We start from the raw sequence: 23,079 nt of genomic DNA on the forward strand, positions 1-23,079 counted from the left end.
CGCCTCCACATGCGAAAGGTCCGCGACATGAGCACCCGTCTCGCAAAACAAGGCCGGCTGATTGACCGGTCGAAAAAGGTCACATTCACCTTCAACGGAACCTCGATGCAGGGCTATGAGGGGGATACGCTTGCCTCGGCCCTGCTGGCCAATGACCAGATGATGGTTGGCCGGTCGTTCAAATACCACCGTCCCCGCGGCGTTGTCGCCAGCGGCGCGGAAGAGCCGAACGCCCTTGTCGGCCTGGGGCAGGGCAACCGGTTCGAGCCGAACCAGCGTGCCACGACGACCGAGGTGTTCAACGGTTTGACCGCGATTTCACAGAACCATTGGCCAAGTCTTGAATATGATATCGGTGCGGTGAACACGGCCTTTGCCCGGTTTCTGCCGGCCGGCTTCTACTACAAGACGTTCATCCACCCCAAACCCTTCTGGAAACACGTCTACGAACCGTTCATCCGGCAGTCGGCGGGATTGGGCAAGGCGCCCGACAAAGACAACCGGGATGCCGACACGTATGAACATTTCTACGCCTTTACCGATGTTCTGGTGATCGGCGGCGGTGTGGCTGGTTTGCAGGCAGCCAAAGCGGCGGCACAATCCGGTGCCAAGGTCCTGCTGATCGAGCAGACGGCGCATTGGGGCGGTCGCGCTCCGGTTGACGGCGGCACCGTGGATGGTGAGCCTGTGGATAAGTTCGTGGAACAATTGGTTTCCGAACTCGAAACAATGGACAACGTCATCATGCGCACGCGCTGCATGGGAGCGGGTGTTTACGACCATGGTTATGTGTTGGGGTACGAACGCCTGACGGATCACACGCCGGGCGTGCAGGGCCCGCGCCACCGCTTGTGGCGCATTCGCGCCAAGCAAATTGTGACGGCGACAGGTGCAATTGAAAGACCATTGTCCTTTGCTGGCAACGATGTTCCGGGTGTTATGCTGGCTTCGGCCATGCGCGATTATGTCGTGAACTGGGGGGTTGCTCCGGGCGATCGGGTCATCGTCGCCACCAACAATGATGACGCTTACCGCACCGCGATTATCCTGAAACAGGCAGGTGTGGATGTTTTGCGCATTGTTGACGCACGGGCAACGGCCGGACCTTTGGCGGAAGAAGCCCGCCAGTTGGGTATCCGCGTTGATCCGGGCAAAGCCATTGCCAAGGTCAAAGGCGGCAAGCGGGTCAAAAAGGTTGCCATCTGCAATCAAGAGGGCATCGGCGGCGCGCGTGAAGAGGTTGAGGCGGATGCAGTCGCCATGTCCGGCGGCTGGTCTCCGGTCGTGCACATGTGGTCGCATTGCGGGGGCAAGCTGATCTGGGATGAGGCGAACGCGCATTTCCGGCCGGATCCCGAGCGTCCGCCGCTGGGCGCCGACGGCAAAGGGTTCGTTGTTGCTGCTGGCGCGTCCAACGGTCCTCTGGCGTTGCAAGATGTTCTGACAGACGCCCATGCGGCCGGCAAGGCGGCCGCCAAGGCGGCTGGCTTCAAGCCCAAGAACACCAAGGCGCCCGCAGGGGAAACAACCGCCGAAGCGCCGATGGAAGCGGTCTGGCTGATGCCGGCAAATGCAGAAGTCCAATTGCGCATGAAATCCTGGCTGGACTTCCAGAACGACGTCAAGGTTTCTGACGTCCAACTGGCCGCGCGCGAAGGGTATGAAAGCGTCGAACACACCAAGCGCTATACCACGCTGGGCATGGCGACCGATCAGGGTAAGTTGAGCAACATCAACGGATTGGCGATCCTTGCTGATGCGCTGGAATCCGAGATTCCCAAGGTTGGCACAACCACCTTCCGCCCGCCCTATACGCCCATCTCGATGGGTGCGATCGGCGGTGAGGCCCGGGGTGAGGTCTTTCAGCCGATCCGTCGGACACCGATGCACAACTGGCACGACAGGAACGGCGCCGACTGGGAGCCGGTCGGTCACTGGCGCCGGGCCTATGCCTATGTATGCCCCGGCGAATCCGTGCATGACGCGGTCAATCGCGAGGTCAAGAACACCCGCGAGAATCTTGGCCTGCTGGATGCCTCGACGCTGGGCAAGCTGATCGTCAAAGGCCCGGACGCCGGCAAGTTCCTGGACATGATGTACACCAACATGATGTCCACGCTGAAGGTCGGCAAGTGCCGCTATGGCCTGATGTGTTCGGAAAACGGCTTCCTGATCGACGACGGCGTTGTCGCCCGCATCGACGAGGACACATGGCTGTGCCACACCACCACCGGCGGGGCCGAGCGTATCCATGGTCACATGGAAGAATGGCTTCAGACCGAATGGTGGGACTGGAAAGTCTATGTCGCCAACGTGACCGAGCAATACGCGCAGGTCGCCGTGGTCGGCCCCAATGCCCGCAAGGTGCTTGAAAAGCTGGGCGGCATGGATGTCAGCAAAGAGGCGCTGCCGTTCATGGAATGGCGCGATGGCAAGATCGGAGGCTTCGATTGCCGGGCCTACCGCATTTCGTTCTCGGGCGAGCTGTCTTATGAAATCGCCGTTCCCGCCAGCCAGGGTCAGGCGTTCTGGGATGCCTTGATGGAGGCCGGCAAAGAGTTCGGCGTGATGCCGTATGGCACCGAATGTCTGCACATCCTGCGGGCCGAGAAGGGCTTTATCATGATCGGGGACGAGACCGACGGCACCGTGATCCCGCAGGATCTGGGGCTGCACTGGGCGCTGTCCAAGAAGAAAGAGGACTATCTGGGCAAACGCGCTCATTCCCGCAGCCACATGGCGGATCCCGAGCGTTGGAAACTGGTCGGTCTCGAGACTGTGGACGGATCGGTTCTGCCGGATGGTGCTTACGCGGTGGGCGAGGGCGTCAATGCCAACGGTCAACGCAACATGATCGGCCGTGTGACGTCGACATATTACTCGGCCAATCTGGGCAAAGGCATCGCCATGGGGCTGATCAAACACGGCCCCGACCGCATGGGCGAGATCGTCGAGTTCCCGGGCACGGACGGCAAAATCTACAAAGCCAAGATCGTGGACCCGATCTTTTATGACAAGCACGGGGAGAAGCAGAATGTCTGAACCCATCAGCGCATTGAACCACGCCAGCTATGACGGCATCGCCAAGGTCCAGGAATGCGGCCTGCAAGGCATGATAACCCTGCGCGGCGACCTGTCCGACAAGGTGCTGGCCAAGGCCGTCAAGGATGCAACCGGTCAGAAAGTGCCGGGTCAGCGCGAGGTGCTTGTGACCGGCGAAACCGGCGTGGCTTGGATGTCGACCGACGAGTTGCTGGTTCTGGTGCCTTATGCCGAGGTCGAAGCCAAACTGGCCGACATGGTCGGTGCCCTGAATGGCACCCATGCTTTGGCGGTCAACGTCTCGGATGCCCGCGCCGTATTCAGCGTCTCTGGTGCCAGCGCAAGAGAGGTGCTTGGCAAGGTCGCACCCGTCGATCTGTCGGCGGATGCATTCCAGCCCGGCCAGATCCGCCGCACGCGTTTGGCGCAGGTGGCTGGTGCTTTCTGGATGGATGATGAACAGACCTTCCGCGTGGTCTGCTTCCGTTCCGCTGCGGATTACGTGTTCAAACTGCTCAAGGTGGCAGCACAGCCCGGCAGTGAAGTCGGGGTCTACTGAACAAAAAAAGCCCCGGTTCATCCGGGGCTTTTTCTTACTTGACTGTCGAACAGGTCCCTACTCCGAAAGGTTTGTTCGAGAAATTTCCCTGAACGAATGCCATGCGGACGGCGACCGTATTGTCGGTTGTTTTCAGGTTCGCCTGATATCGAACGCGGACATTGCCGCCGGCAACCATTTTTTGATCGAGGTTCCAGATAATACGATATCCCTTGGCGCCGCGGTCTTTAAATTTTGCCTTGGCCCAATCCTGGTACGAAGTGGCGGCCATCGCCGAAGATGCGGCGGGGTCGATCCGGAACGCATACTCTGGCGCAATCCAGCCATGGGCGTCCTGTTTGGTCATCTTGCAATGATAGGTAACCGTTTCTGCCGCAGCGGTTTGCGCAAGCAATGCGACGACTGCAATCGGTAAAAGTCTTTTCATTTTATCCACTTGGGCATGATTCTTGGTGTGTGCACTCAAACTGATACACATCAATGCCGCAAGCGGGACCTCGCGTGAACGAAGAAAAAAACGCCAGACGTTCTACCCATGCAAGAGAACGGTGTGAAAACGGCTCAGGCCGTCTTTGGTCAGCAAGTCCGAAGTCTTTACAGGCTGCGCCCTGTCATCCGACAGCTTTGCGTAATAACCCAGTTCATCCATCAACGCGGTGACACGTTCGTGCCTCTGGTCTTCCGGAAGCAGAGGCGCATGAAGAGACAGAAGAAGGGCGGGGCGGCGTTTCTTCAGCCATGCGGACAAAGTGGGGGCAACAATGAATTCCGCGCCCTCGATGTCCATTTTGACCAGCGAAACCCGAGACAGGTCGTTTGTTTTTTCGAATTGGTCCCAGGCGATCGTCAGCGCGTCAGACCCATGCGCCCCGTCGTGCAGAAGCGAACTGGTAGAATCCCCGGGTTCACCGCGCACAGAGGCCATGCGTGCCACACCAAATCGATCTGACAGGGCGACCCCGAATGCCGAAACGTTCTGAATGCCGTTCAGATCAAGGTTCCATGCCAGATGCCGAAACGCGGTCGGGTCAGGCTCAAAACACCAGACATGCCGTGCCCTTCGCGCACCGTACAGCACCGTCGGGCCAATCCACGCGCCGATGTCCAGATAGTCGCTTTGAGGGGACAGGAACCGGTCAAGAACTGCAAATGTTTCAGGTTCCCAAGCGCCCGCAGTGGCTTTGCGCCAGAATTTCGAATGGTACGGGTCCAGACGAAAGGGCTCGCCGTTCAGATTGCCCGCATAATATCCGCGGGCGCGATAGAACATCTTGCGCGCCTGTGTCAGCATCGCCTGCCTCCGGGTTTTCTTGCCACGCCCCTTGACCTGCGGCGGCTGTCAAAGCATTTAACCTTGGGAACCGCAACTTACATTTAAACAGGGGGCCGACATGGCTTTTGAACTTCCTGATCTTCCTTATGCACATGACGCGCTGGCAGCCAAGGGTATGTCCGCGGAAACATTGGAATATCACCACGACCTGCACCACAAGGCCTACGTCGACAACGGCAACAAGCTGATCGCCGGCACCGAATGGGACGGCAAGTCGCTGGAAGAGATCATCGTTGGTACTTACGACGCAAACGCCGTGGCACAAAACGGTATCTTCAACAACATCAGCCAGTTGTGGAACCACAACCAGTTCTGGGAAATGATGGGGCCGGGCGAGTCCAAGATGCCGGGCGAGCTGGAAAAGGCGCTGACCGAAAGCTTCGGTTCGGTAGATGAATTCAAGTCGCAATTCAGTGCCGCCGGTGCGGGTCAGTTCGGTTCAGGCTGGGCGTGGCTGGTCAAGAACGCCGATGGCTCGCTGGCCGTCACAAAGACCGAGAATGGCGTGAACCCACTGTGCTTTGGTCAAACCGCGCTGCTGGGTTGCGACGTTTGGGAACACTCCTACTACATCGATTTCCGCAACAAACGCCCGGCCTACCTGTCGAACTTCCTCGACAATCTGGTGAACTGGGAAAACGTCGCATCGCGGATGTAACGTATTGAACCGACGTCGGTTTATAAAGGGCCTGCTGGCGGTGACGCTGGCAGGCCTTGTCACGGCCGCCTACGGGTTCATCATTGAACCCGCGGTTCGGTTGCGCGTGCGCAAATGGCGCATTCAGCGGGACGACTGGACAGCGCCGCCGCTCAGAATCGCCGTACTGTCCGATATGCATGTGGGCGAGCCCTATGTCGGCCTGAACCGCGTAAAGCAGGTGGTCCGTCGAACCAATGCGCTGGCTCCGGACGTGATCCTGCTGTTGGGTGATTTCTTTGCAAGCCACAAAGGTGTCTCGGACACGGTCAAGATGCAGGACCTGGCCCCTGTGCTTGCCGGGCTTGAGGCGAAGAATGGTGTCTTTGCCGTTCTGGGCAATCACGACTGGTGGGATGACAGGTCGGCTCAGCGGCGCGGGTCCGGGCCCAATCGCTATGCCGAAATTCTGGAACAGAACGGCATTTCGGTGTTGTCCAATGCCGCGATCAAACTGGAAACTCAGGGCATCTGGTTGGCCGGGCTCGAGGATCAGCTGGCGATCTGGCGCAACGGCAAGCCGCAAGGATTGGACGATCTGGAAGGTACTCTGGCGCAGATCACCGATGACGCTCCGGTTGTGATGATGGCGCATGAGCCCGATGTGTTTCCCACTGTGCCCGGGCGGGTGGCCTTGACGCTTTCAGGGCACACACATGGTGGCCAGGTGCGCCTGTTCGGCTGGTCGCCTGTGGTGCCATCGAAATTCGGCAATCGCTATGCCTATGGCCATGTACGCGAAAATGGGCGCGATCTGGTCGTTTCGGGCGGTATCGGCTGTTCGATCCTGCCGGTTCGTCTGGGCGTCACGCCCGAAATCACCGTTGTCGAGATGTCCGCCTAAAGGGTTGATGACCAGCCGGTGAAAACCCGCCGATACGTGCTCTTTCTGCATGACGGTATCTTGTTTGCTGTTTTCCAGTACACATCTCTGTAGGGCAGAGGGAGAAACTGCTTATCAATTCAAACAATGATCGGGCTGCGCACTGTTCGTGCGTCAACCACCGCGCATGTCCGGCAGGTCGAGGGATACCCAGAACACAACCTAATCAGGAGATCGCAATGGTCGCACTTACACAGGGAACTTGGGTTATTGTTGCAGATGGAGAGAAAGCGCTGGTGATGGAGAATATCACCGACGCCGACGATCCCAACCTTGTCGTCGTCGCTGTCGAAGAACAAGACGGCCCGACCGGAAAACCGACGGACCGCGCAGGTCGTCGCAACGACGGCGGACCAAAACAGAAATCGGCAATTGAAGAACCCACGTGGAAGGCGCACGCAAAATCTCTGTTCGTGCAGGATCTGGCGAACCTGTTGAATCGCAAGGGGCTGAAAGGCGCCTATGACAGGCTGGTTCTGGTGGCCAGCCCTCATGTTCTGGGCCTGTTGCGGCGTCGGTTGCACAGCGAGGTGCTGGGAAAGGTCGTGGCCGAGGTCAACAAGACCCTGACCAATCATCCTTTGCACAAGGTCGAACAGGTGGTGCGCCACAGTCTGCAACCCAAAGCCAGACTGGCCTGATCAATACGGCGGGCGGTTCAACCGCCCGCACGGTTTCCCATCCTCAGGTCAGCTTGTCCCGCAGGGCGATCATGGCAGTATCGGCGTCTTCGACCCAGGTGATGAAATCCGCCAAAGACGTGTCGGCAAAGCCTTGCCCGATCACCTGATCCAACAATGTGTGCAACGCGTCCCAATAGCCGTTCACATTGACCACGACGATTGGCTTGTCATGCAGGCCAAGCTGGCGCCATGTCAGCGCTTCGAACAGCTCGTCCAGCGACCCCGGACCGCCCGGCAGAACCACGACGGCGTCGGCGTTCATGATCATGACCTTCTTGCGCTCGTGCATTGTCTCGGTGATCACGAAATGGGTTAGATCCGTTTTTCCGACCTCGCGCTTGACCAGATGCACCGGGATGACGCCGAAAGTTTCACCACCGGCATTCTGCGCGGCGCGCGCCACTTCACCCATCAAACCGACATCCCCGGCTCCGTAGACCAGCCGCCAGCCTTCCTGCGCCAGCAGGCTGCCAAACTGCCGCGCAGTTTCAGAATAAGCCTTCTCGGCTCCATTGCGTGACCCGCAGTACACACAGACTGATTTCTGAGACATCAAAGAGGGGCTCCGGGGTTGTGTCAGGGGTTTTGACCCGTGATAGCGGGATTGTTAGATTGGCTCAACTGTCCGTCGGAAAGCTTTTCAACGCAAAGCTTTTGCCCGGTGGAGTGAAAGGAAAATAATGGACGCCAAATCGGGAAACGGAAGCTCGGGCAATTTCATCTGGGGGGTGATTGCGGGTCTTGTTGCGATATTGGGTGCGGGTGGATTGTATCTGTCCGGCGTCTTCACCAAAGCGCCCGAGCCGAGCACCCCGCAGGAAACCGCCTCTGCCGTGGCCCCGGAACCTGTAGGGCAGGATGCGCAGGTTTCGGAACCGGAAGTGGCTGAACAGGCGGCTCCTGCGGATGAAGGGCCCACGACCGAGCCTGCCGAGGACACAAGCGAAACCGCCGACGCCTCTGACGCGGATACTGCCGTTGCCAAGACGGATGATACCGCGCCCGAGCCAGCGGCCCCTCCGGCGCTGGATCAGATTTTTGTTGAGCCAGATGGCACGGCGCTGTTGTCCGGCGATGCCGAGCCCGGCAGCCGGATCGAGGTGCTGCTGAACGGCGAAACCCTGCACAGCTTTACCGTGGACGGCAGCGGCCAGTTTGCCGAATTCGTTTCGATCCCGTTCAGCGACGCGGCTCAGGGGTTGGTCCTGCAAAGCAAGGATGGCGAACGGATCACACAGTCCGACGACTATCTGATTGCGGCATTGCCAAAGCCGGTCGAAGAAGCGCCTGTAACTGAAGAATCGCCGGCATCCGATCCGGACGGGCCGGCCGATGCCGAAGACGCCACGATCCCGACAGCCGATGCAGATGTCGAGCCCGAAACGGCGACCGAAGTTCAAGCGCCAGAAACTTACGTGACCGGAACCGAAACCACGGTGCCGGAGGCCGAGGAAACGCAAACCACCGACTTGCCGACACAGACACCCGAACCGGATCAGCAGATTGCGGTGCTGCGGTCCGGCGAAGAAGGGGTTGAACTGGTGCAGCCGCCTGTGGTGCGGGATACGCCCCCCGATCAGATCGCACTGGATACAATCGGATATTCTGATACCGGCAATGTCCAGCTGACGGGGCGTGTGCAGGACGGTGCAGCCGTTCGACTGTACCTGAACAATCGTCTGATCGCCGATCTCGACCCGAAAGAGGATGGATCCTGGCGCAGCGATATGGAGGGGATTGATCCGGGTGTCTACACGCTGCGCGTGGACGCGGTGAATACGGACGGGACGGTGCTGAGCCGGGTCGAAACGCCGTTCAAGCGAGAGCCGGTTGAAGTGCTGGATGCCGCCGTGGCGGCCAGCCAGGCCAACGCGCAGGGCGAAGCAGCTGCCATCCGTTCGGTTACGGTTCAACGGGGCGACACGCTGTGGGCCATCTCGCGCGATCGGTTTGGCGACGGGGTCCTGTATGTACGGCTGTTCGAGGCCAATCGCGACCTGATCCGCGATCCGGATCTGATCTATCCGGGGCAGGTCTTCACCATACCTGAATAAGCATCGCCTTTGGCCCAAGCGGGCCGGGGTCAATCTCTGACCGCAGTTAAGGTACGTGATGAGACGAACACCTACTATGACCCCGGACGATACGGCGCCGCGCGACGAACGAAGCTCGGGCTGGCGCACGATCCGCAAAGTGGCACCCTATCTTTGGCCACAGGATGAGCCATGGGTAAAGCGCCGCGTGGTGATTGCTATGGTCATGCTGGTTCTGGCCAAGCTGATCGCGGTCTATACGCCGATCCTTTACAAAGGTGCAGTTGACGCCCTGGCAGGTGAAGGCGTGCCGCCGGTGGCGCTGGGCGCGGTCGGGCTGACGGTTGCCTATGGCGTGGCGCGGATGCTGACCGTGGGTTTCCAACAACTGCGGGATGCGGCCTTTGCGCCCGTAGGGCAAAGGGCCCTGCGGGCGTTGGCGCTCGAGACCTTTCGGCATATTCACAACCTCTCGATGCGTTACCACGTGTCCCGCCGTACCGGAGGGCTGAGCCGCATCATCGAACGGGGTGTCAAGGGCGTCGAGTTCCTGTTGCGCTTTCTGCTGTTCTCGATCGGGCCGCTGATCCTGGAACTGCTGCTGGTGGCGATCATCCTGATGTGGCTGTTCGATGTCTGGTATCTGGTGGTCGTCGCCGTCACAATCGGCCTGTATATCTGGTTCACATTTGCCGTAACCGAATGGCGGGTGAAGCTTCGGCGCGAGATGAACGATCAGGACACCGAAGCCAATCAGCGCGCCATCGACAGCCTGCTGAATTTCGAAACCGTCAAGTATTTCAATGCCGAAGCCCGCGAAGCTGAACGATATGATGTGTCGATGAAAGCCTATGCCGGGGCGGCGTTGAAAACGGCTTATTCGCTGGCATTTCTGAATTTTGGCCAGTCATTCCTGATCACCTGTGGTCTGATCGGTGTGATGGTTCTGGCTGCAATCGGGGTTCAGAGCGGGAACCTGACAGTGGGCGATTTCGTCATGGTCAACGCCTACATGATCCAGATCACCGTACCGCTGAACTTTCTGGGGACGGTCTATCGGGAAATCCGGCAGTCGTTGGTCGATATGGGCCAGATGTTCGATCTGCTTGAACAGCCCGCCGAAGTCACCGACAGACCCTGTGCGCCCAACCTCAAGGTGAATGGCGGCGAAGTTACGCTGGACGACGTGCATTTCGGCTATGACCCTGAGAGGGAGATCCTCAAAGGTGTTTCGTTGACCGTTCCTGCCGGGCAGACCGTGGCCATCGTCGGGGCAACCGGGTCTGGCAAATCAACCATCGGGCGGCTGCTGTTCCGGTTCTACGATGTGACCAAAGGATCCTTGAAGATCGACGGGCAGGATGTGCGGGATGTGACGCAGTCCAGCCTGCACGCGGCCATCGGCGTTGTGCCGCAGGACACGGTATTGTTCAACGACAGCATCCGGTACAACATTGCCTATGGCCGTGACGACGCCACCCCGGAGGAGGTCGAGGCCGCCGCCCGAGCTGCGCAAATTCACGATTTCATCACCTCGCTGCCCGAAGGCTATGACACTATGGTCGGCGAACGCGGGCTCAAACTGTCAGGTGGCGAAAAACAAAGGGTCGGCATCGCGCGGACTTTGCTCAAGAACCCGCCGATCCTGTTGCTGGACGAGGCGACCTCGGCCCTGGACACGGATACCGAGCAGGACATCAAGGATGCGCTGGCGCGCGCAGGAGAGGGTCGTACGGTTATCACCATTGCCCATCGCCTCAGCACCATTGCCGAAGCTGATCGGATCGTGGTTCTGGAAGCGGGCGAGGTCATCGAACAGGGCACGCATGACGAGTTGCTGGCGCGGTCGGGGCGGTATGCCCAATTGTGGAACCGGCAGCAATCGGACGGGGAAGCGGCCTGAAGATCCAAACATGGGGCGAAACATGGTAGGATACACCAAACCAGGAGGGTGCCTGTCATGATGAAGCGACTGAAATCACGACTATCGTCTATTGTGATCGCGATTTGTCTGCCCGTCATTGTGGTGGCAGATCCCATCGTGGGTGTCTGGAAGACTGAACCTGACCGCAAGAACCTGATTTCGCACATCAAAATCACGGCGTGTGGAGATAAGTTCTGCGGTCGGATCCTTTCGGCCTATGACGCTTCAGGCAAGGAAGTCCAAACACCGAATATCGGCAAAAAACTGTTCTGGGACGTGGTCGGTGAAGGCGGTGGAAAATACGGCGGCGGCGAATTCTGGGTCCCGCTGATCAACGTGGATGCGGTGCCACAGATGACGTTGCAGGGGGACAAGCTGCTGGTCAAAGGATGCGAACATGCGATTTGCGCGCATCAGACGTGGTCCCGGTTGTGATGATGGCCAAATGAAAAAGGACCGGGAAAACCGGTCCTCTTCCTTTATTCAGCAGCTTTCAGCGGCGGGCCAGAGGGGCGACCAGACTGATCTGATCGACTGTCCTGTTCTGATCCTTCAAAACGCGAGTCGTCCTCCCACACAATTTCAGTGGCCTGCATCTGCCGGGCAGAGCGCCCTATCGCCATGTCCTGCGCGATCTGGCTGGACCGGCCTGCCGTTACACGGGCCAGAACTCGGCTGAGCCAAATCGCATAGGTTGTCACCCAGACCCGCAAGGCCAGAAGCGATGGCGTCACGATCAGCGTCAGGACAGTTGCAATGCCCAGGCCAAACACCACCGCTGTGGCCAGCTGTTTCCACCACAGTGCGGTGGGGCTGTCGATGGAATAGCCGCCATTGATGAAGTCCAGCGACAGGCCGAACATCATCGGCGTCAGACCGGCCATCGTTGTCAGCGTGGTCAGCAGCACAGGGCGGATACGGGACTCTGCGGTGCGGATGATCGCCTCGATCCTTGGCATATAGCTGCTGTATTCCTGATAGGTGTCGATCAGAACGATATTGTTGTTCACCACGATACCGGCCAGGGCCACGATGCCGGTCCCGGTCATGATGATCGAGAAGGGCTGTTCCATCACGATCATGCCGATCAGAACCCCGGTAGTGGACAGAACCACCGCCAGCAGCACGAGAACTGAATTGTAGAACGAGTTGAACTGCGCCAGCAGGATCACGAACATCAGCCCCAGGGCGCCCATGAACGCGTTCACCAGGAAGGCGCCGGATTCTTCCTGCTCTTCCTGATCACCGGTCCATTCCCAGCTGATCGCGTTGGCGAACGGGCCGGTTTCCAGCCATTCTGTCAGCACCGCAATTCGCTCGTTCGGGTTGATCAGCGCAAACTGCGCGTCCCCGTCGTCGATTGCGCTGCGCAGCTGGTCGACGCTTTCTGCGCCGGTCAGTTGAACCAGTTCATATGACTTTCCACCCGTACCATTCAGAACGGTGCCGTTCGGTGTGTAGCCTTCCGTCACTTCACGCATGACGGCCAGCCGCACCTGTTTTCCATCGGGGCCTTCGGTCACGACCTTGCTCAGCCCCGGTTCGACATCCGCTTTGACGTCGTAGTATCGCTGCTGGTCGACGCGGTTGATTTCGGCCAGCTTGGCCACGGGTTTGCGCGTTACGAAGTTCGACAACGGCACCAAACCGTCCGGGGTACGAACCTTGAGTGTATCCAGTGTCGACAAAACGCGGTCTTCTTCGGGCAGGCGAACGCGAATTTCGATCTCTTCGTCATTGCTGTCCGGGCGCATCTCGCCCAGCAATATGCCGCGGGTTACCAACTGGACCATCGCGCCGACGGTTGCCACGTCGGCTCCGAACCGACCGGCCTTGGCGACATCCACGTCAATCTGCCAGTCGATGCCGGGCAGGGGCAGGGTGTCTTCGGTCTTGATCAGGCCCGGCGTGGTGTCGAAAACCTCGCGGGCGGTGATCGCTGCCGAGGTCAGGTCTTCCCACCCGTCACCCTTGATGCGCAGATGCACAGGCTTGGCTGAAGCAGGGCCTTGCTCCAAGGGCAGAATCTCGACGATGATACCGGGGATCGTTGCAAGTTGGGCATTCAGTTCATCAATCACGAAGTCGCCGTCATATTCGGGCGCCACGAAGTGCCGCTCGAACAGGCCCCACAGAGCGGATTCCGAGATGTTGGGACGATCTTCCCACGGGATGATTTCGAACTGAACTCGGCCCACTGTATCGGCGGGCGCCTGAGCGCCACCGTTATTCTGGTTCAGGCCACCTTCGCCGGCAAAGGCAAAGACATTGATGACCGCGGGATGAGATCCGATGATCTCTTCGGCGGCAAGAACCATCGCGTCTTTTTCAGCCAGGGAAAGGTTTCCGCGAGCACGCACATATGCGGTGGCCTGTTCAGGTTCGCTTTCCACGAAGAATTCAACCCCGCGGGATTCCTGAGGAAACCAGACGAAGGCCACGAAATACACCGCCGTGAAAACCGTCAGCAGGGAAACGATCGGCATGATTGGATTGCCGACAAGGAACCGAACGACGTGGCCAAAAAACGTGTGTTCGTCCGCTGTATGAACGTGGTCCTCTTCGGCGCGTTCAATTTTGGCCGCGCTTAGGGTTACGGACCCGGCAAACGCCCCGAACAGGAACAGCAGCGCCCCGGCGATCGAGCCACCGGGCAGCAGGTAGTTGGGGTTCAGAACCTGCATCGCACCCAGAAAGATCATGTACAGCGACGGCGGCACCATAAGCACCCGGACCCACCATGGCGTGCGGGCCCGCAACCAGGTCGAAGACCGATCGAAGAGGCGGCTCAGGCGGCCGGATACACCGCCCATGACCGGCAGATAGATCAGCGCCACGATCAGCGACGCCGACAGAACGAAGATCAGCGTGACCGGCAGCATTCCCATGAACTCACCGGGAATACCGGGCCAGAACAACATGGGCAGGAACGCACAGAGCGTTGTTGCGGTCGAGGACACGATGGGCCAGAACATGCGTTGGGCGGCCTCGACATAGGCGTGCATCGGGCCCACGCCTTCCTTGATACGTTTGTCGGCGTATTCCACCACGACGATGGCGCCATCCACCAGCATCCCCACCGCTAGGATGAGGCCGAACATCACAATGTTCGAGATGCTTACACCCATGACCGCCAGAAACGCAAAACACAGCAGGAACGAGGTCGGGATCGCAAAACCGACCAGCAGGGCGGCCCGCGTACCCAGCGAGGCAAGAACCACGATCATCACCAGCGCAATCGCGGTCAGAACCGAGCCTTCAAGCTGGCTGACCATCGAGCCGACGATGCGGCTCTGGTCGTTCGATGTGCCCAGGTCAACCGCCGCCTGAAGCTCGGGCGGCCACTTGGTCTTTGCATGCGCAATGGTTTCCTTCACCTGCGCGACGGTGTCGATCAGGTTGTATCCTTTGCGTTTGACCACCTGCAACGCGACGGTCGGTTCGCCGTTGAAACGGGCTGTCCCTTCGCGGTCTTCGAAAGTGTAGTTGATCTGCGCCAGCTCCCCCAAGGTGACGACCCGATCACCGTTGACCTTGATGGGCAGGCCGTAAACATCCTGTGCGGTTTTGAACGACGACGGTATCTTGACCGAGAAGGTGCCCTGCGCGGTTTCAACTTCACCGGCTGCAATCAACTGGTTGTTGTTCCGTACCACGTTGATCAGCTCGTCCGCCGTCACGTTGTAAGCTTCAAGCCGAAGCGGGTCGATCACGACCTCGAGCATCTCGTCGCGATTGCCTGCGATACCGGCTTCGAGAACGGAATCCAGAGCCTCAAGATCGTCCTGCAGATCCTTGGCGACACGGGCCATCGTGCGTTCGGGAACGGGACCGGTCAGGTTCACGATGACGATCGGGAATTCGGAAAAGTTGATCTCGGTCAGGGAATATTGTTCTGCGCCTTCGGGAAAGTCCGCCTGAGCTGTGTTCATTGCGTCACGCACATCGGCCATGATCGCGGTCTTGTCCCAACCGAAGTCAAATTCCAGCGCGACCCCCGCATAGTTTTCGGCAGCGGTCGATGTCATTTCCTTGAGCCCGTCGAGATCCGCCAGTTCGGTCTCCATCGGCTTGATCAGCAGGTTTTCAGAATCCTCTGCGGAAATCCCGGGAAACTGCACAGATACAAACAGGGCAGGGATTTCGATATCCGGCTCGCCTTCTTTCGGAAGCGAGACATAGGCAAATCCACCGATAACCAGCGAGATGGCGATAAATGCCAACACCATGCGGGCCCGATCAGCGGCCCATGCGACAACACCGGTCATTGTGAAGCTTCCCGATAGGTCGGCGCAACGGTCACACCGCGTGTCACGAACTCTTGTCCGACAATGATTATGTCGGCTGTTTCGGGCAGACCGTCGACCCAGACACCCTCTGCCGTGTCACGCAGAATGCGGACAGGCAGGAAATCCACCACATTGCCGGTGCCGACAGTACGGACACCCAACTGACCCTCGTTGCTTAGGGTCAGGGCGGATTGCGGCAGCAGATGTGCCTTTGTGCCTTCGGCTGCGATGCGGATGGTCGCGGTCTGACCGTCGCGAATGGTCAGATCCGGGTTCGGAACCGTGATTTCAACTTCGAACGTACGCGTTGTTTCATCAGCCGACCGGCTGAGGAAAGTGACGCGGCCGCCAAGCTGCCGACCTGTGACCAGCGTTGCCGATGCCTCGGACCCCACCTGAACACGGTTGACTTCGGTTTCCGGCACGAACCCGACCAGTTTGATCGGATCAAGCTGAATGACGGTTGCGCACAGCGATCCGGGCTGCATCAGGCTGCCCAGTTCTGCGGTGTCGCTTTCCAGCAGGCCCTTGAACGGAGCTTTGATGGTCAGGCGTCCAACCTCTCGCTGCGCGGCTTCAACTGCGGCTGTGGCTGCTTCGATTCCGGCCCGAGTCGCCTCCAGCTCGGCTTCGGCGGATTTTACACCTGCTTTGGCGGCGCTCATCGCAGCCTCGCTGGAAATCCGGCGGGTTTCCGAAGCAAACCCGGTTTCCGCCAGTTTGCGCGAAGCCGTCAGATTGATTTCGGCCTCGGCCACACGTGCATGCGCCTCTTGCAAACGGGCTTCAGCCTCGGGAATGCGGCTTTCGGCTTCGAGTTTTCCGGCCAGCGCCTCGGCCAGTTGCGCTGGGCGCGTGCCGGGGTCGAGTTCACACAGAACATCCCCGGCCTCGACAAAGGCACCTTTGCGCTTGGGTTCCGAGATGACCGTGGATGTGGTTTCCGACAAAACCTCGACCTGCCGGTTCGCCTTGGTTTGTCCTCGCAGCAGAACCGCACTGTCAATTTCGCGCGCCTGCGAACGCAGGGCGACCACGCCAACGGCATCAATATCGGTCTCGTCGGATTCGGCGGCTTCGGTCTGCACCGCTTCTTCCGCTTCGCCACGCCCGGCGAAAGCAAACAAAGAGTCGCGCTCAAAAACAAGAAAATACAACGCAATAATAACCAGAAGGGCGTTGATGAAAGAAATCAAACGCATTCAGTGTTTCTCCTAGAATTCGGTGCCAACAAAAGCGGGGCCGTCTTGGTATGAAATGGGGCGTCGGCTGTGTAATTTCTACACTAAACTGAATAGTTCGGTTTAGTTTTTTTCGCAAGAGAGAAGCCAAGCGGTGAAAATGCGCAAAATCGGACCCTTGGCTTGGCGTTGGTGCCGGGGTATGACATGGCGCACTTATGCAAGACACACAGCCCAGGGGGCAGGAATGAGCGACACCGACAGTTTCATTGATGAGGTCACGGAAGAGGTACGCCGTGACCGGATGTATCTGCTGCTGCGCCGCTGGGGCTGGGTTGGTGTGGCGGCGGTCGCGCTGATTGTCGGCGGGGCGGCATTCAATGAATACCGCAAATCCCGCGATACGGCGCAGGCGCAGGATCTGGGTGACTCGATTCTTGCGGCCCTGTCGGAAAACGATTCTGATGCACGGGCAGCCGGTTTGCGGGAAATCGAGGCGCAGTCGCCGGGCGGGAATGCTGTTCTGAACATGCTGCTGTCTGCGTCCCAGCTTGAAGCGGGATCGCGCGAAGAGGCGGTCAACAGTCTGAACGCGGTTGCCGTGCAGGGGGATTTGCCCGAGATCTATCGTGCGATCGCAAGCTTCAAGGCGCTTTTGTTGCAAAGCGACACCTTGCCCGCCGCCGACCGTCGACAGCAGTTCGAAGCGCTGGCAGCGCCGGGTGCGCCCCTTCGACTGCTGGCCGAAGAACAACTGGCCCTGATCGACGTGTCCGAGGGCAATGTCGATGCGGCACTGGACCGCTTGCAGGCGCTGCGTCAGGACGCCGAGGTCGGTATTGATCTGCAACAGCGTGCGGCCCAGCTGATTATCGCGTTGGGCGGCGAACCCGAGCCATTGGCGGCACAACAGGGCTGACCAGGCGGGACAAAAGACTTAATGACAGGCGAGTTCGGAACACCATGGTAACAAGACTAATTTCCCGCGCGGGATTGCCGGTTGCGGCACTGGCTTTGACCGCATTGACCGCCTGTGAACCTCCCGAAGCGATTTTGCCCGGAGAACGTGAAGACATCCGTCCGGCGTCTGATCTGGAAACAGTGGAAAAAAGCGGCTCTCAGCCCATCAGCTTGCCAGCTCAGAAAGCAAATGCCAGCTGGCCGCAAAGCCCTGGTACGGCTGCTTACCGAACCACGAACGCGGCACTGCGTGCCACGCCACAGCGGGTCTGGTCCGTGTCGATCGGGCAGGGTGACTCGCGCAAGCAACGTATCACCGCCGAACCGGTGGTTGCAGGCGGGTTGATCTATACACTGGATGCGGGGGCGACGGTGTCAGCGGTCACGCCGCAGGGCCAGTTGGCCTGGGATACCGATCTGGTTCCGCCAAGCGACGGTGATGCAGACGCCACCGGTGGCGGCATGGCGTATTCGAACGGCGTTCTCTATGTGTCGTCCGGGTTCGGACGACTGACCGCATTGGATGCAAAAACGGGCGCCGTGCGTTGGCAGAAGCGATTGGATGCAACCGGAAGCGGCTCTCCGATGGTCAATGACGGGTTGTTGTACCTGGTTGCGGGGGACGAAACCGGGTGGACCATCAACACCAAGGATGGGCGTATCGCCTGGCAAATCGAAGGCACGCCCAGCGTCGGTAACGTTCTGGGCGCACCGGCACCGGTGATTGCCTCGGACCTGGCTGTGTTTGCATTCGGGTCCGGCGATGTTGCGGCCACCTTCCGCCGTGGGGGCATCCGTCGCTGGAATGCGTCGGTCGCAGGCGGGCGGCGGGGACGGGCCGCCGCGCAGATCGTTGACGTGACCGGCAGTCCGATGGTTGTCGGAAACACAATCTATATCGGCAACCATTCTGGCCGGACCGTTGCCTTTGACGCTGCCACCGGTGAACGCCGCTGGACCGCCGATGAAGGCGCGGTCGACACTGTCTGGCCCGCAGGCAACAGCATCTTCCTGATCAGTGACCGCAGTCAGCTGGCGCGCTTGAATGCGGCCGATGGCTCGGTCATCTGGGCGCAGGATCTGCCAAGCTTTGTCAAGGACAAGCGAGGCCGCCGCGGTCCGATCTTTGCACATTACGGTCCGATCCTGGCCGGAGGCCGTATTGTGATTGCATCCAATGATGGTTATCTGCGCTTCTTCAATCCGGTTAACGGGGCACTGGTTCACCAGGTCGAAGTTCCCGGAGGTGCAACTACGGCTCCGGTTGTCGCCGGGCAAACGCTGTATGTCGTTTCCTCTAAGGGGGATCTACACGCTTTCCGTTGACGGCAAGATGCGCTAAAGGGCGCTTCTTGAGTCTTGAAAGTTGAGTATCATGTCGCTGACCCTCGCCATCGTGGGGCGCCCGAATGTGGGCAAATCCACCCTGTTCAACCGCCTTGTGGGCAAACGTCTGGCCCTGGTCGACGACCAGCCCGGCGTGACGCGTGACCTGCGCGAAGGCGAAGGGCGTCTGGGCGATCTACGCTTTACAGTGATTGATACGGCGGGTCTTGAGGACGCGACGGATGACAGCCTTCAGGGGCGGATGCGCCGTCTGACGGAACGTGCCGTGGACATGGCTGATGTCTGCCTGTTCATGATCGACGCGCGCGTGGGTGTGACACCAACGGATGAAATGTTCGCAGAGATCCTGCGCAAACGGTCCAAGCACGTGATCCTTGCGGCCAACAAGGCCGAAGGCAATGCTGCGGATGCGGGTGTTCTGGAAGCTTACAACCTTGGTCTGGGTGAACCGGTCCGCTTGTCGGGCGAACATGGTGAAGGGATGACGGACCTCTATGCGCAGCTGATGCCTCTGGCGGATGCGGCAGAGGAAAAACAGGTCGAGGACGCCCCGCAAACGGACATTGAACTGGACGAAGACGGTGAGGGCGAGACGCCGCTGATCACCGCGGCCAAGCCCTTGCAGGTTGCGGTGGTGGGGCGTCCGAATGCGGGCAAATCCACCTTGATCAACAAGATCATCGGCGAAGACCGTCTGTTGACCGGGCCAGAAGCCGGGATCACGCGTGACGCAATCAGTTTGCGAATCGACTGGGCTGACCCGGACGGCCAAAGCACGCCGATGCGGATCTTTGACACCGCAGGGATGCGCAAGAAAGCAAAAGTACAGGAAAAGCTGGAAAAGCTTTCCGTGTCGGACGGTCTGCGCGCGGTAAAATTTGCCGAGGTCGTCGTTGTGTTGCTGGACGCCGCGATCCCGTTTGAACAGCAGGATCTGCGGATTGCCGATTTGGCCGAGCGCGAAGGCCGGGCCGTTGTCGTCGCCGTCAACAAGTGGGACATCGAAGACAACAAGCAGGAAAAGCTGCGCGAGTTGAAAGAGTCGTTTGACCGTCTGCTGCCGCAACTGCGCGGCGCGCCGCTGATCACGGTGTCTGCCAAGACGGGCCGGGGGTTGGAGCGTTTGCGCGCCGCGATCCTGCGCGCCCATGACGTCTGGAACCGCCGGGTGCCGACTGCCGCCTTGAATCGCTGGCTGACCGCGATGCTGGAACAACACCCGCCGCCAGCCCCACAGGGACGCCGGATCAAACTGCGCTACATGACGCAGGCCAAAACCCGACCTCCGGGGTTTGTGGTGATGTGTTCGCATCCCGACAAAATGCCTGAAAGCTATACCCGTTACTTGGTGAACGGATTACGGCAGGATTTCGACATGCCCGGAACACCGATCCGCCTGACGCTGCGCGGGCAGGGGGACAAGAACCCCTACAAGGGTCGGCGCAAGAAAAACGCGGGCGCATTGGCCAAGCATCTGAAGGGACGCGGGTAAGCTGAGCACCAGAATCAGGGCTTTGATGACACAGGCAGACTGTCTCAATCGTTCCCAAGGACGAATGTGCGGTTCGCTTCTGCGGCATTGGCGATACCCTCTGACGTCCCATTGCCCTGTTCAATGGCCGTCGCCAGTTCGGTCGCGGCTGAACCTATCGTGAAGATCGATGCAATTCGCGTTCGACCTCCGAAAAGACCTTTGGAAGCGTCGGCATTGTCATAGGTCAGGTCAAATGTCGAAACCAAACTGACCGCCTCATCATTGGGTCGTTTGTTTTGATTGCGTGATATGGGCGGAACCAGCGTTGTCACGCGGCGCTGCACACCTGCGTTGACCTCGACAGGCAGTGCCTTGGCTGGATCAGAGCGCAAGGCGATGTTCACGCCGCTGCGTTCCCCATAGACCAAACTGCGATCCTGAACCGAGGTGCAGCCCGCGACCGCGCAACTCGTGCAGGACTGCATTGCCAGTCAAGATGGCGGCAGAGGATGAGGTGCCGAAGCCGTTAAAAGAGTACCCCGCAAGCGAGACGCAGATGAATGGCGCAAATGGCAAAATATTTCTCGATAAAGTCAATCAACAGGCCTGAAAATACTGTTTGTTTTTCTGATCGGCAGCCTCCACGCGTCAACTCAGAGGGGCATACGAATGCGGTTGAAGCGTTCCGAGACACTTCAGGGCAGTATTTTTCGGGCGCTTCCGTCATATGAAAGGCTCGCGTATTTCAGTGCCGGTGATCCTGACGCCAGCGCGTAACTGCGCCAATTTTCAGCGTTTTCGCTCTGAGGGCGTGACAGCCCCTGTTCTGCGCGCTAGCATTCATGTGTGTGCATCTGTCAGCACATGCATTGCCTGCACGCGGTTGAGCCGCGACTGGATTTTAGCAGATTAAAACAGGGCCATCGTGGGGAGCGGACTGGATGGATCTGAGGGAATACACAAGACACTACGCAGTTCAGGACAACAGATTGGCTGCACTGAGCTATTTTGGCACGTTTGCGGTGTATTTCGCATCGCTGTCTCTGGCGATCGTATTCGTGGATCGCTGGTACATCATGATCCCGGCCGGGATCGTCTTCGCCTTTTCGGCGGTACGCCTTTATGTGCTGCAACATGATTGCGGGCACCATTCGCTGTTTGAAACGCGAATGCAGAACGAATGGGCAGGGCATGGTCTGTCGCCATTCACCTTTGCACCGTTCGAGGTGATGAAACAGAACCACAATCTGCACCACGCGGGGATCGGAAACCTTGAGCATCGTGAGACCGGCGAAATTCACACCATGACATTGCAGGAATGGAAAAATGCGGACTGGAAAACACGTTTGTTTTACAGGCTGTATCGAAACCCTTTCATTCTGGTGCCGGTCGGTGCGCTGTTCACATATTTCATTCGCTATCGCTGGCCCAAGAACACTGTTCGTTTCGGTGTCAAAGGCGTCTTGCTGCACAATGCCTCGATCATCGTGTTTTTGGGCCTGTTGTACCTGGTGGCGGGCATGACCGGTATTCTGGTCTGGCTGGTATTTTCTTTTCTGGGCGGAATGCTGGGTGTGTTTCTCGTGTATCTGCAACACAATTTTGAAGATACCTATTGGGATCGCCGTCCTGATCTGAACCCGCAGACTGCAGCGTTGCATGGATCTTCTGCACTGGATTTCGGATGGTGGTTCGATACTGCCGTCGCCTGCATCACGCTACATGACATCCATCATTACAACGCACGTATCCCGTCGTACCGGTTGCGGGCCTGCCACTATAACCTGCCGCCTGAATTCACGCCTCGTCGGATCAAGTTCCCCGAGGCAGTGGCGGCTTTGAACCTCAAGCTTTGGGATGAGGATGCGAAACGCCTCGTGCCATTCCCGAAAAATGACCGAACCGCTGGGTTGGCGCATAGCTGATCCATTGGCTCTGAGAAGGCAAGCGCTGAACTGGCGTACATGCATTTCCAATGTATACGCGATGAGGCAGGGCGATAGAGAAAGGACCCTTAGATGACTGCAGTGACCGACGTAAAAGGTGTGGGAGAGGCGCTGGAAAAAGCCCTTGCAGCCAATGGCTTTAAGACCGCAGAAGTGATAGCGAAGGCGTCACCCGCAGATCTGGTCAAGGTTCCTCGGGTCGGTGAGAGTCGAGCCGCCGTATTGATCGAAGCCGCAAAAGCCGCAATAGCCGCAACACCCACTGCCGGTAAACTTGGCGCGCGCAAGGCGCCGGCACGAAAGTCAGCGGCACGGAAGCCAGCAGCCGCAAAACCAGCCGCCCGAAAGCCGGCGACACGAAAAGCCGCCCCGCGCAAGACCGTGGCCGCTGTAGCGGCAGAAAAACGGGCGGAAGAAGCTGCACGCAAAGCGGCAGAAGAACAAGCGGCGGCCGAAAAAGCCGAAGCCGCCGCCAAGAAAAAGGCCAAGGCCAAGGCGAAAGCTGAAAAAGCCGCCAAGAAACGCAAAGAAATGGAAGCAGCGTTTTCCAAGGCCAAGGATAAGGTGAAAGCAAAGTCCAAGAAGGACAAAAAATCGAAAAAGGACGAAAAGAAAAAAGACGCCAAGAAGGGCAAAAAGGACGCCGAGAAGGGCAAGAAAAAAAGTGACAAGAAGAAAGATAGCAAGAAGGACAAGAAAAAGGCGAAGAAATAAATTCCTTCGCCCCG

At 58.9% G+C, this 23,079-nt stretch carries 19 protein-coding genes; 13 read left to right on the top strand and 6 right to left on the bottom strand.

The features are described from left to right. The first annotated feature begins 27 nt into the window (after positions 1-27). Positions 28-3,042, top strand: a complete 3,015-nt coding sequence (locus ACR0C6_RS02460) for a sarcosine oxidase subunit alpha family protein (RefSeq protein WP_480618148.1) — start codon at positions 28-30, stop codon at positions 3,040-3,042. Continuing rightward, the gene (locus ACR0C6_RS02465) at positions 3,035-3,601 is read left to right on the top strand and encodes a sarcosine oxidase subunit gamma (protein ID WP_480445515.1); all 567 of its coding nucleotides are present in this window, start codon (positions 3,035-3,037) and stop codon (positions 3,599-3,601) included. Before ACR0C6_RS02460 ends, ACR0C6_RS02465 begins: the two co-directional genes overlap by 8 nt. Positions 3,602-3,635: 34 nt before the next feature. Here ACR0C6_RS02465 and ACR0C6_RS02470 read toward each other — a convergent pair whose 3' ends face one another. Both ACR0C6_RS02470 and ACR0C6_RS02475 read right to left on the bottom strand, forming a co-directional pair. Continuing rightward, positions 3,636-4,067 (bottom strand): hypothetical protein, encoded by a 432-nt coding sequence (locus tag ACR0C6_RS02470; RefSeq protein ID WP_480618149.1) that lies wholly within the window; start codon positions 4,065-4,067, stop codon positions 3,636-3,638. A 63-nt stretch (positions 4,068-4,130) separates the two neighbouring features. Further along, positions 4,131-4,892, bottom strand: a complete 762-nt coding sequence (locus ACR0C6_RS02475; protein ID WP_480618151.1) for an FkbM family methyltransferase — start codon at positions 4,890-4,892, stop codon at positions 4,131-4,133. A 100-nt stretch (positions 4,893-4,992) separates the two neighbouring features. Here ACR0C6_RS02475 and ACR0C6_RS02480 point away from each other — a divergent pair, with 100 nt between their 5' ends. The 3 genes from ACR0C6_RS02480 (at position 4,993) to ACR0C6_RS02490 (ending at position 7,155) form a co-directional block, all read left to right on the top strand. Next, positions 4,993-5,592 carry a superoxide dismutase gene (locus tag ACR0C6_RS02480; RefSeq protein WP_171228054.1) on the top strand — a complete coding sequence of 200 codons (600 nt, stop codon included), beginning with the start codon at positions 4,993-4,995 and terminating at the stop codon, positions 5,590-5,592. 4 nt (positions 5,593-5,596) lie between these two features. Next, positions 5,597-6,475, top strand: coding sequence for a metallophosphoesterase (locus ACR0C6_RS02485; protein ID WP_171167533.1), 879 nt, complete (start codon positions 5,597-5,599; stop codon positions 6,473-6,475). 218 nt (positions 6,476-6,693) lie between these two features. Continuing rightward, complete coding sequence (locus ACR0C6_RS02490) at positions 6,694-7,155, top strand: baeRF12 domain-containing protein (protein ID WP_152458383.1); 462 nt, start codon at positions 6,694-6,696, stop codon at positions 7,153-7,155. Positions 7,156-7,198: 43 nt separating this feature from the next. On the opposite strand, the gene ACR0C6_RS02495 is transcribed toward ACR0C6_RS02490, so the two are convergent. Next, positions 7,199-7,750: an LOG family protein gene (locus ACR0C6_RS02495; RefSeq protein ID WP_171167536.1), complete on the bottom strand. Its 552-nt coding sequence runs from the start codon at positions 7,748-7,750 to the stop codon at positions 7,199-7,201. Between the two features lie 127 nt (positions 7,751-7,877). Between ACR0C6_RS02495 and ACR0C6_RS02500 the strand changes: the two genes are divergently transcribed. The 3 genes from ACR0C6_RS02500 (at position 7,878) to ACR0C6_RS02510 (ending at position 11,589) form a co-directional block, all read left to right on the top strand. Next, a complete protein-coding gene (locus ACR0C6_RS02500; protein WP_480618153.1) occupies positions 7,878-9,251 on the top strand; it encodes a LysM peptidoglycan-binding domain-containing protein in 1,374 nt (457 codons plus the stop codon). A gap of 76 nt (positions 9,252-9,327) precedes the next feature. Further along, on the top strand, positions 9,328-11,133 hold the full coding sequence (locus ACR0C6_RS02505; RefSeq protein ID WP_480618155.1) for an ABCB family ABC transporter ATP-binding protein/permease: 1,806 nt from the start codon (positions 9,328-9,330) through the stop codon (positions 11,131-11,133). 57 nt (positions 11,134-11,190) lie between these two features. After that, positions 11,191-11,589, top strand: a complete 399-nt coding sequence (locus tag ACR0C6_RS02510) for a DUF2147 domain-containing protein (protein WP_152458379.1) — start codon at positions 11,191-11,193, stop codon at positions 11,587-11,589. A 44-nt stretch (positions 11,590-11,633) separates the two neighbouring features. Here the strand turns inward: ACR0C6_RS02510 and ACR0C6_RS02515 are convergent, their stop codons facing one another. Both ACR0C6_RS02515 and ACR0C6_RS02520 read right to left on the bottom strand, forming a co-directional pair. Further along, positions 11,634-15,422, bottom strand: a complete 3,789-nt coding sequence (locus ACR0C6_RS02515; RefSeq protein WP_480618156.1) for an efflux RND transporter permease subunit — start codon at positions 15,420-15,422, stop codon at positions 11,634-11,636. Continuing rightward, positions 15,419-16,645 carry an efflux RND transporter periplasmic adaptor subunit gene (locus ACR0C6_RS02520; RefSeq protein WP_171639247.1) on the bottom strand — a complete coding sequence of 409 codons (1,227 nt, stop codon included), beginning with the start codon at positions 16,643-16,645 and terminating at the stop codon, positions 15,419-15,421. The genes ACR0C6_RS02515 and ACR0C6_RS02520 overlap by 4 nt, the downstream gene beginning before the upstream one ends. 226 nt (positions 16,646-16,871) lie before the next feature. Here ACR0C6_RS02520 and ACR0C6_RS02525 point away from each other — a divergent pair, with 226 nt between their 5' ends. The 3 genes from ACR0C6_RS02525 to der are packed head-to-tail and all read left to right on the top strand — an operon-like array spanning position 16,872 to position 20,423. After that, on the top strand, positions 16,872-17,543 hold the full coding sequence (locus ACR0C6_RS02525) for a hypothetical protein (protein ID WP_480445504.1): 672 nt from the start codon (positions 16,872-16,874) through the stop codon (positions 17,541-17,543). Between the two features lie 44 nt (positions 17,544-17,587). Beyond that, positions 17,588-18,910: a PQQ-like beta-propeller repeat protein gene (locus ACR0C6_RS02530; protein ID WP_480445503.1), complete on the top strand. Its 1,323-nt coding sequence runs from the start codon at positions 17,588-17,590 to the stop codon at positions 18,908-18,910. A 49-nt stretch (positions 18,911-18,959) separates the two neighbouring features. Beyond that, on the top strand, positions 18,960-20,423 hold the full coding sequence (gene der, locus ACR0C6_RS02535) for a ribosome biogenesis GTPase Der (RefSeq protein WP_152458374.1): 1,464 nt from the start codon (positions 18,960-18,962) through the stop codon (positions 20,421-20,423). 44 nt (positions 20,424-20,467) lie between these two features. Here der and ACR0C6_RS02540 read toward each other — a convergent pair whose 3' ends face one another. Beyond that, entirely contained in the window at positions 20,468-20,890 is a 423-nt protein-coding gene (locus tag ACR0C6_RS02540; protein WP_480445499.1) for a hypothetical protein, read from the bottom strand. A gap of 456 nt (positions 20,891-21,346) precedes the next feature. On the opposite strand from ACR0C6_RS02540, the gene ACR0C6_RS02545 reads away from it, so the two are divergent. Both ACR0C6_RS02545 and ACR0C6_RS02550 read left to right on the top strand, forming a co-directional pair. Further along, positions 21,347-22,330, top strand: a complete 984-nt coding sequence (locus tag ACR0C6_RS02545) for a fatty acid desaturase (protein WP_480445498.1) — start codon at positions 21,347-21,349, stop codon at positions 22,328-22,330. Between the two features lie 93 nt (positions 22,331-22,423). After that, positions 22,424-23,065 (top strand): helix-hairpin-helix domain-containing protein, encoded by a 642-nt coding sequence (locus ACR0C6_RS02550; RefSeq protein WP_480618157.1) that lies wholly within the window; start codon positions 22,424-22,426, stop codon positions 23,063-23,065. Positions 23,066-23,079: the final 14 nt, after the last annotated feature.

This window comes from Ruegeria sp. AL12, from assembly GCF_056540885.1.

What these genes read in the sequence shown, in the direction of transcription:
- ACR0C6_RS02460 (WP_480618148.1), top strand. Translation starts at nt 28, where the DNA reads ATGAGCACCCGTCTCGCAAAACAAGGCCGGCTGATTGACCGGTCGAAA.
- ACR0C6_RS02465 (WP_480445515.1), top strand. Translation starts at nt 3,035, where the DNA reads ATGTCTGAACCCATCAGCGCATTGAACCACGCCAGCTATGACGGCATC.
- ACR0C6_RS02475 (WP_480618151.1), bottom strand. Translation starts at nt 4,892, where the DNA reads ATGCTGACACAGGCGCGCAAGATGTTCTATCGCGCCCGCGGATATTAT.
- ACR0C6_RS02480 (WP_171228054.1), top strand. Translation starts at nt 4,993, where the DNA reads ATGGCTTTTGAACTTCCTGATCTTCCTTATGCACATGACGCGCTGGCA.
- ACR0C6_RS02490 (WP_152458383.1), top strand. Translation starts at nt 6,694, where the DNA reads ATGGTCGCACTTACACAGGGAACTTGGGTTATTGTTGCAGATGGAGAG.
- ACR0C6_RS02495 (WP_171167536.1), bottom strand. Translation starts at nt 7,750, where the DNA reads ATGTCTCAGAAATCAGTCTGTGTGTACTGCGGGTCACGCAATGGAGCC.
- ACR0C6_RS02500 (WP_480618153.1), top strand. Translation starts at nt 7,878, where the DNA reads ATGGACGCCAAATCGGGAAACGGAAGCTCGGGCAATTTCATCTGGGGG.
- ACR0C6_RS02505 (WP_480618155.1), top strand. Translation starts at nt 9,328, where the DNA reads ATGACCCCGGACGATACGGCGCCGCGCGACGAACGAAGCTCGGGCTGG.
- ACR0C6_RS02510 (WP_152458379.1), top strand. Translation starts at nt 11,191, where the DNA reads ATGATGAAGCGACTGAAATCACGACTATCGTCTATTGTGATCGCGATT.
- ACR0C6_RS02515 (WP_480618156.1), bottom strand. Translation starts at nt 15,422, where the DNA reads ATGACCGGTGTTGTCGCATGGGCCGCTGATCGGGCCCGCATGGTGTTG.
- ACR0C6_RS02520 (WP_171639247.1), bottom strand. Translation starts at nt 16,645, where the DNA reads ATGCGTTTGATTTCTTTCATCAACGCCCTTCTGGTTATTATTGCGTTG.
- ACR0C6_RS02525 (WP_480445504.1), top strand. Translation starts at nt 16,872, where the DNA reads ATGAGCGACACCGACAGTTTCATTGATGAGGTCACGGAAGAGGTACGC.
- ACR0C6_RS02530 (WP_480445503.1), top strand. Translation starts at nt 17,588, where the DNA reads ATGGTAACAAGACTAATTTCCCGCGCGGGATTGCCGGTTGCGGCACTG.
- der (WP_152458374.1), top strand. Translation starts at nt 18,960, where the DNA reads ATGTCGCTGACCCTCGCCATCGTGGGGCGCCCGAATGTGGGCAAATCC.
- ACR0C6_RS02540 (WP_480445499.1), bottom strand. Translation starts at nt 20,890, where the DNA reads ATGCAGTCCTGCACGAGTTGCGCGGTCGCGGGCTGCACCTCGGTTCAG.
- ACR0C6_RS02545 (WP_480445498.1), top strand. Translation starts at nt 21,347, where the DNA reads ATGGATCTGAGGGAATACACAAGACACTACGCAGTTCAGGACAACAGA.
- ACR0C6_RS02550 (WP_480618157.1), top strand. Translation starts at nt 22,424, where the DNA reads ATGACTGCAGTGACCGACGTAAAAGGTGTGGGAGAGGCGCTGGAAAAA.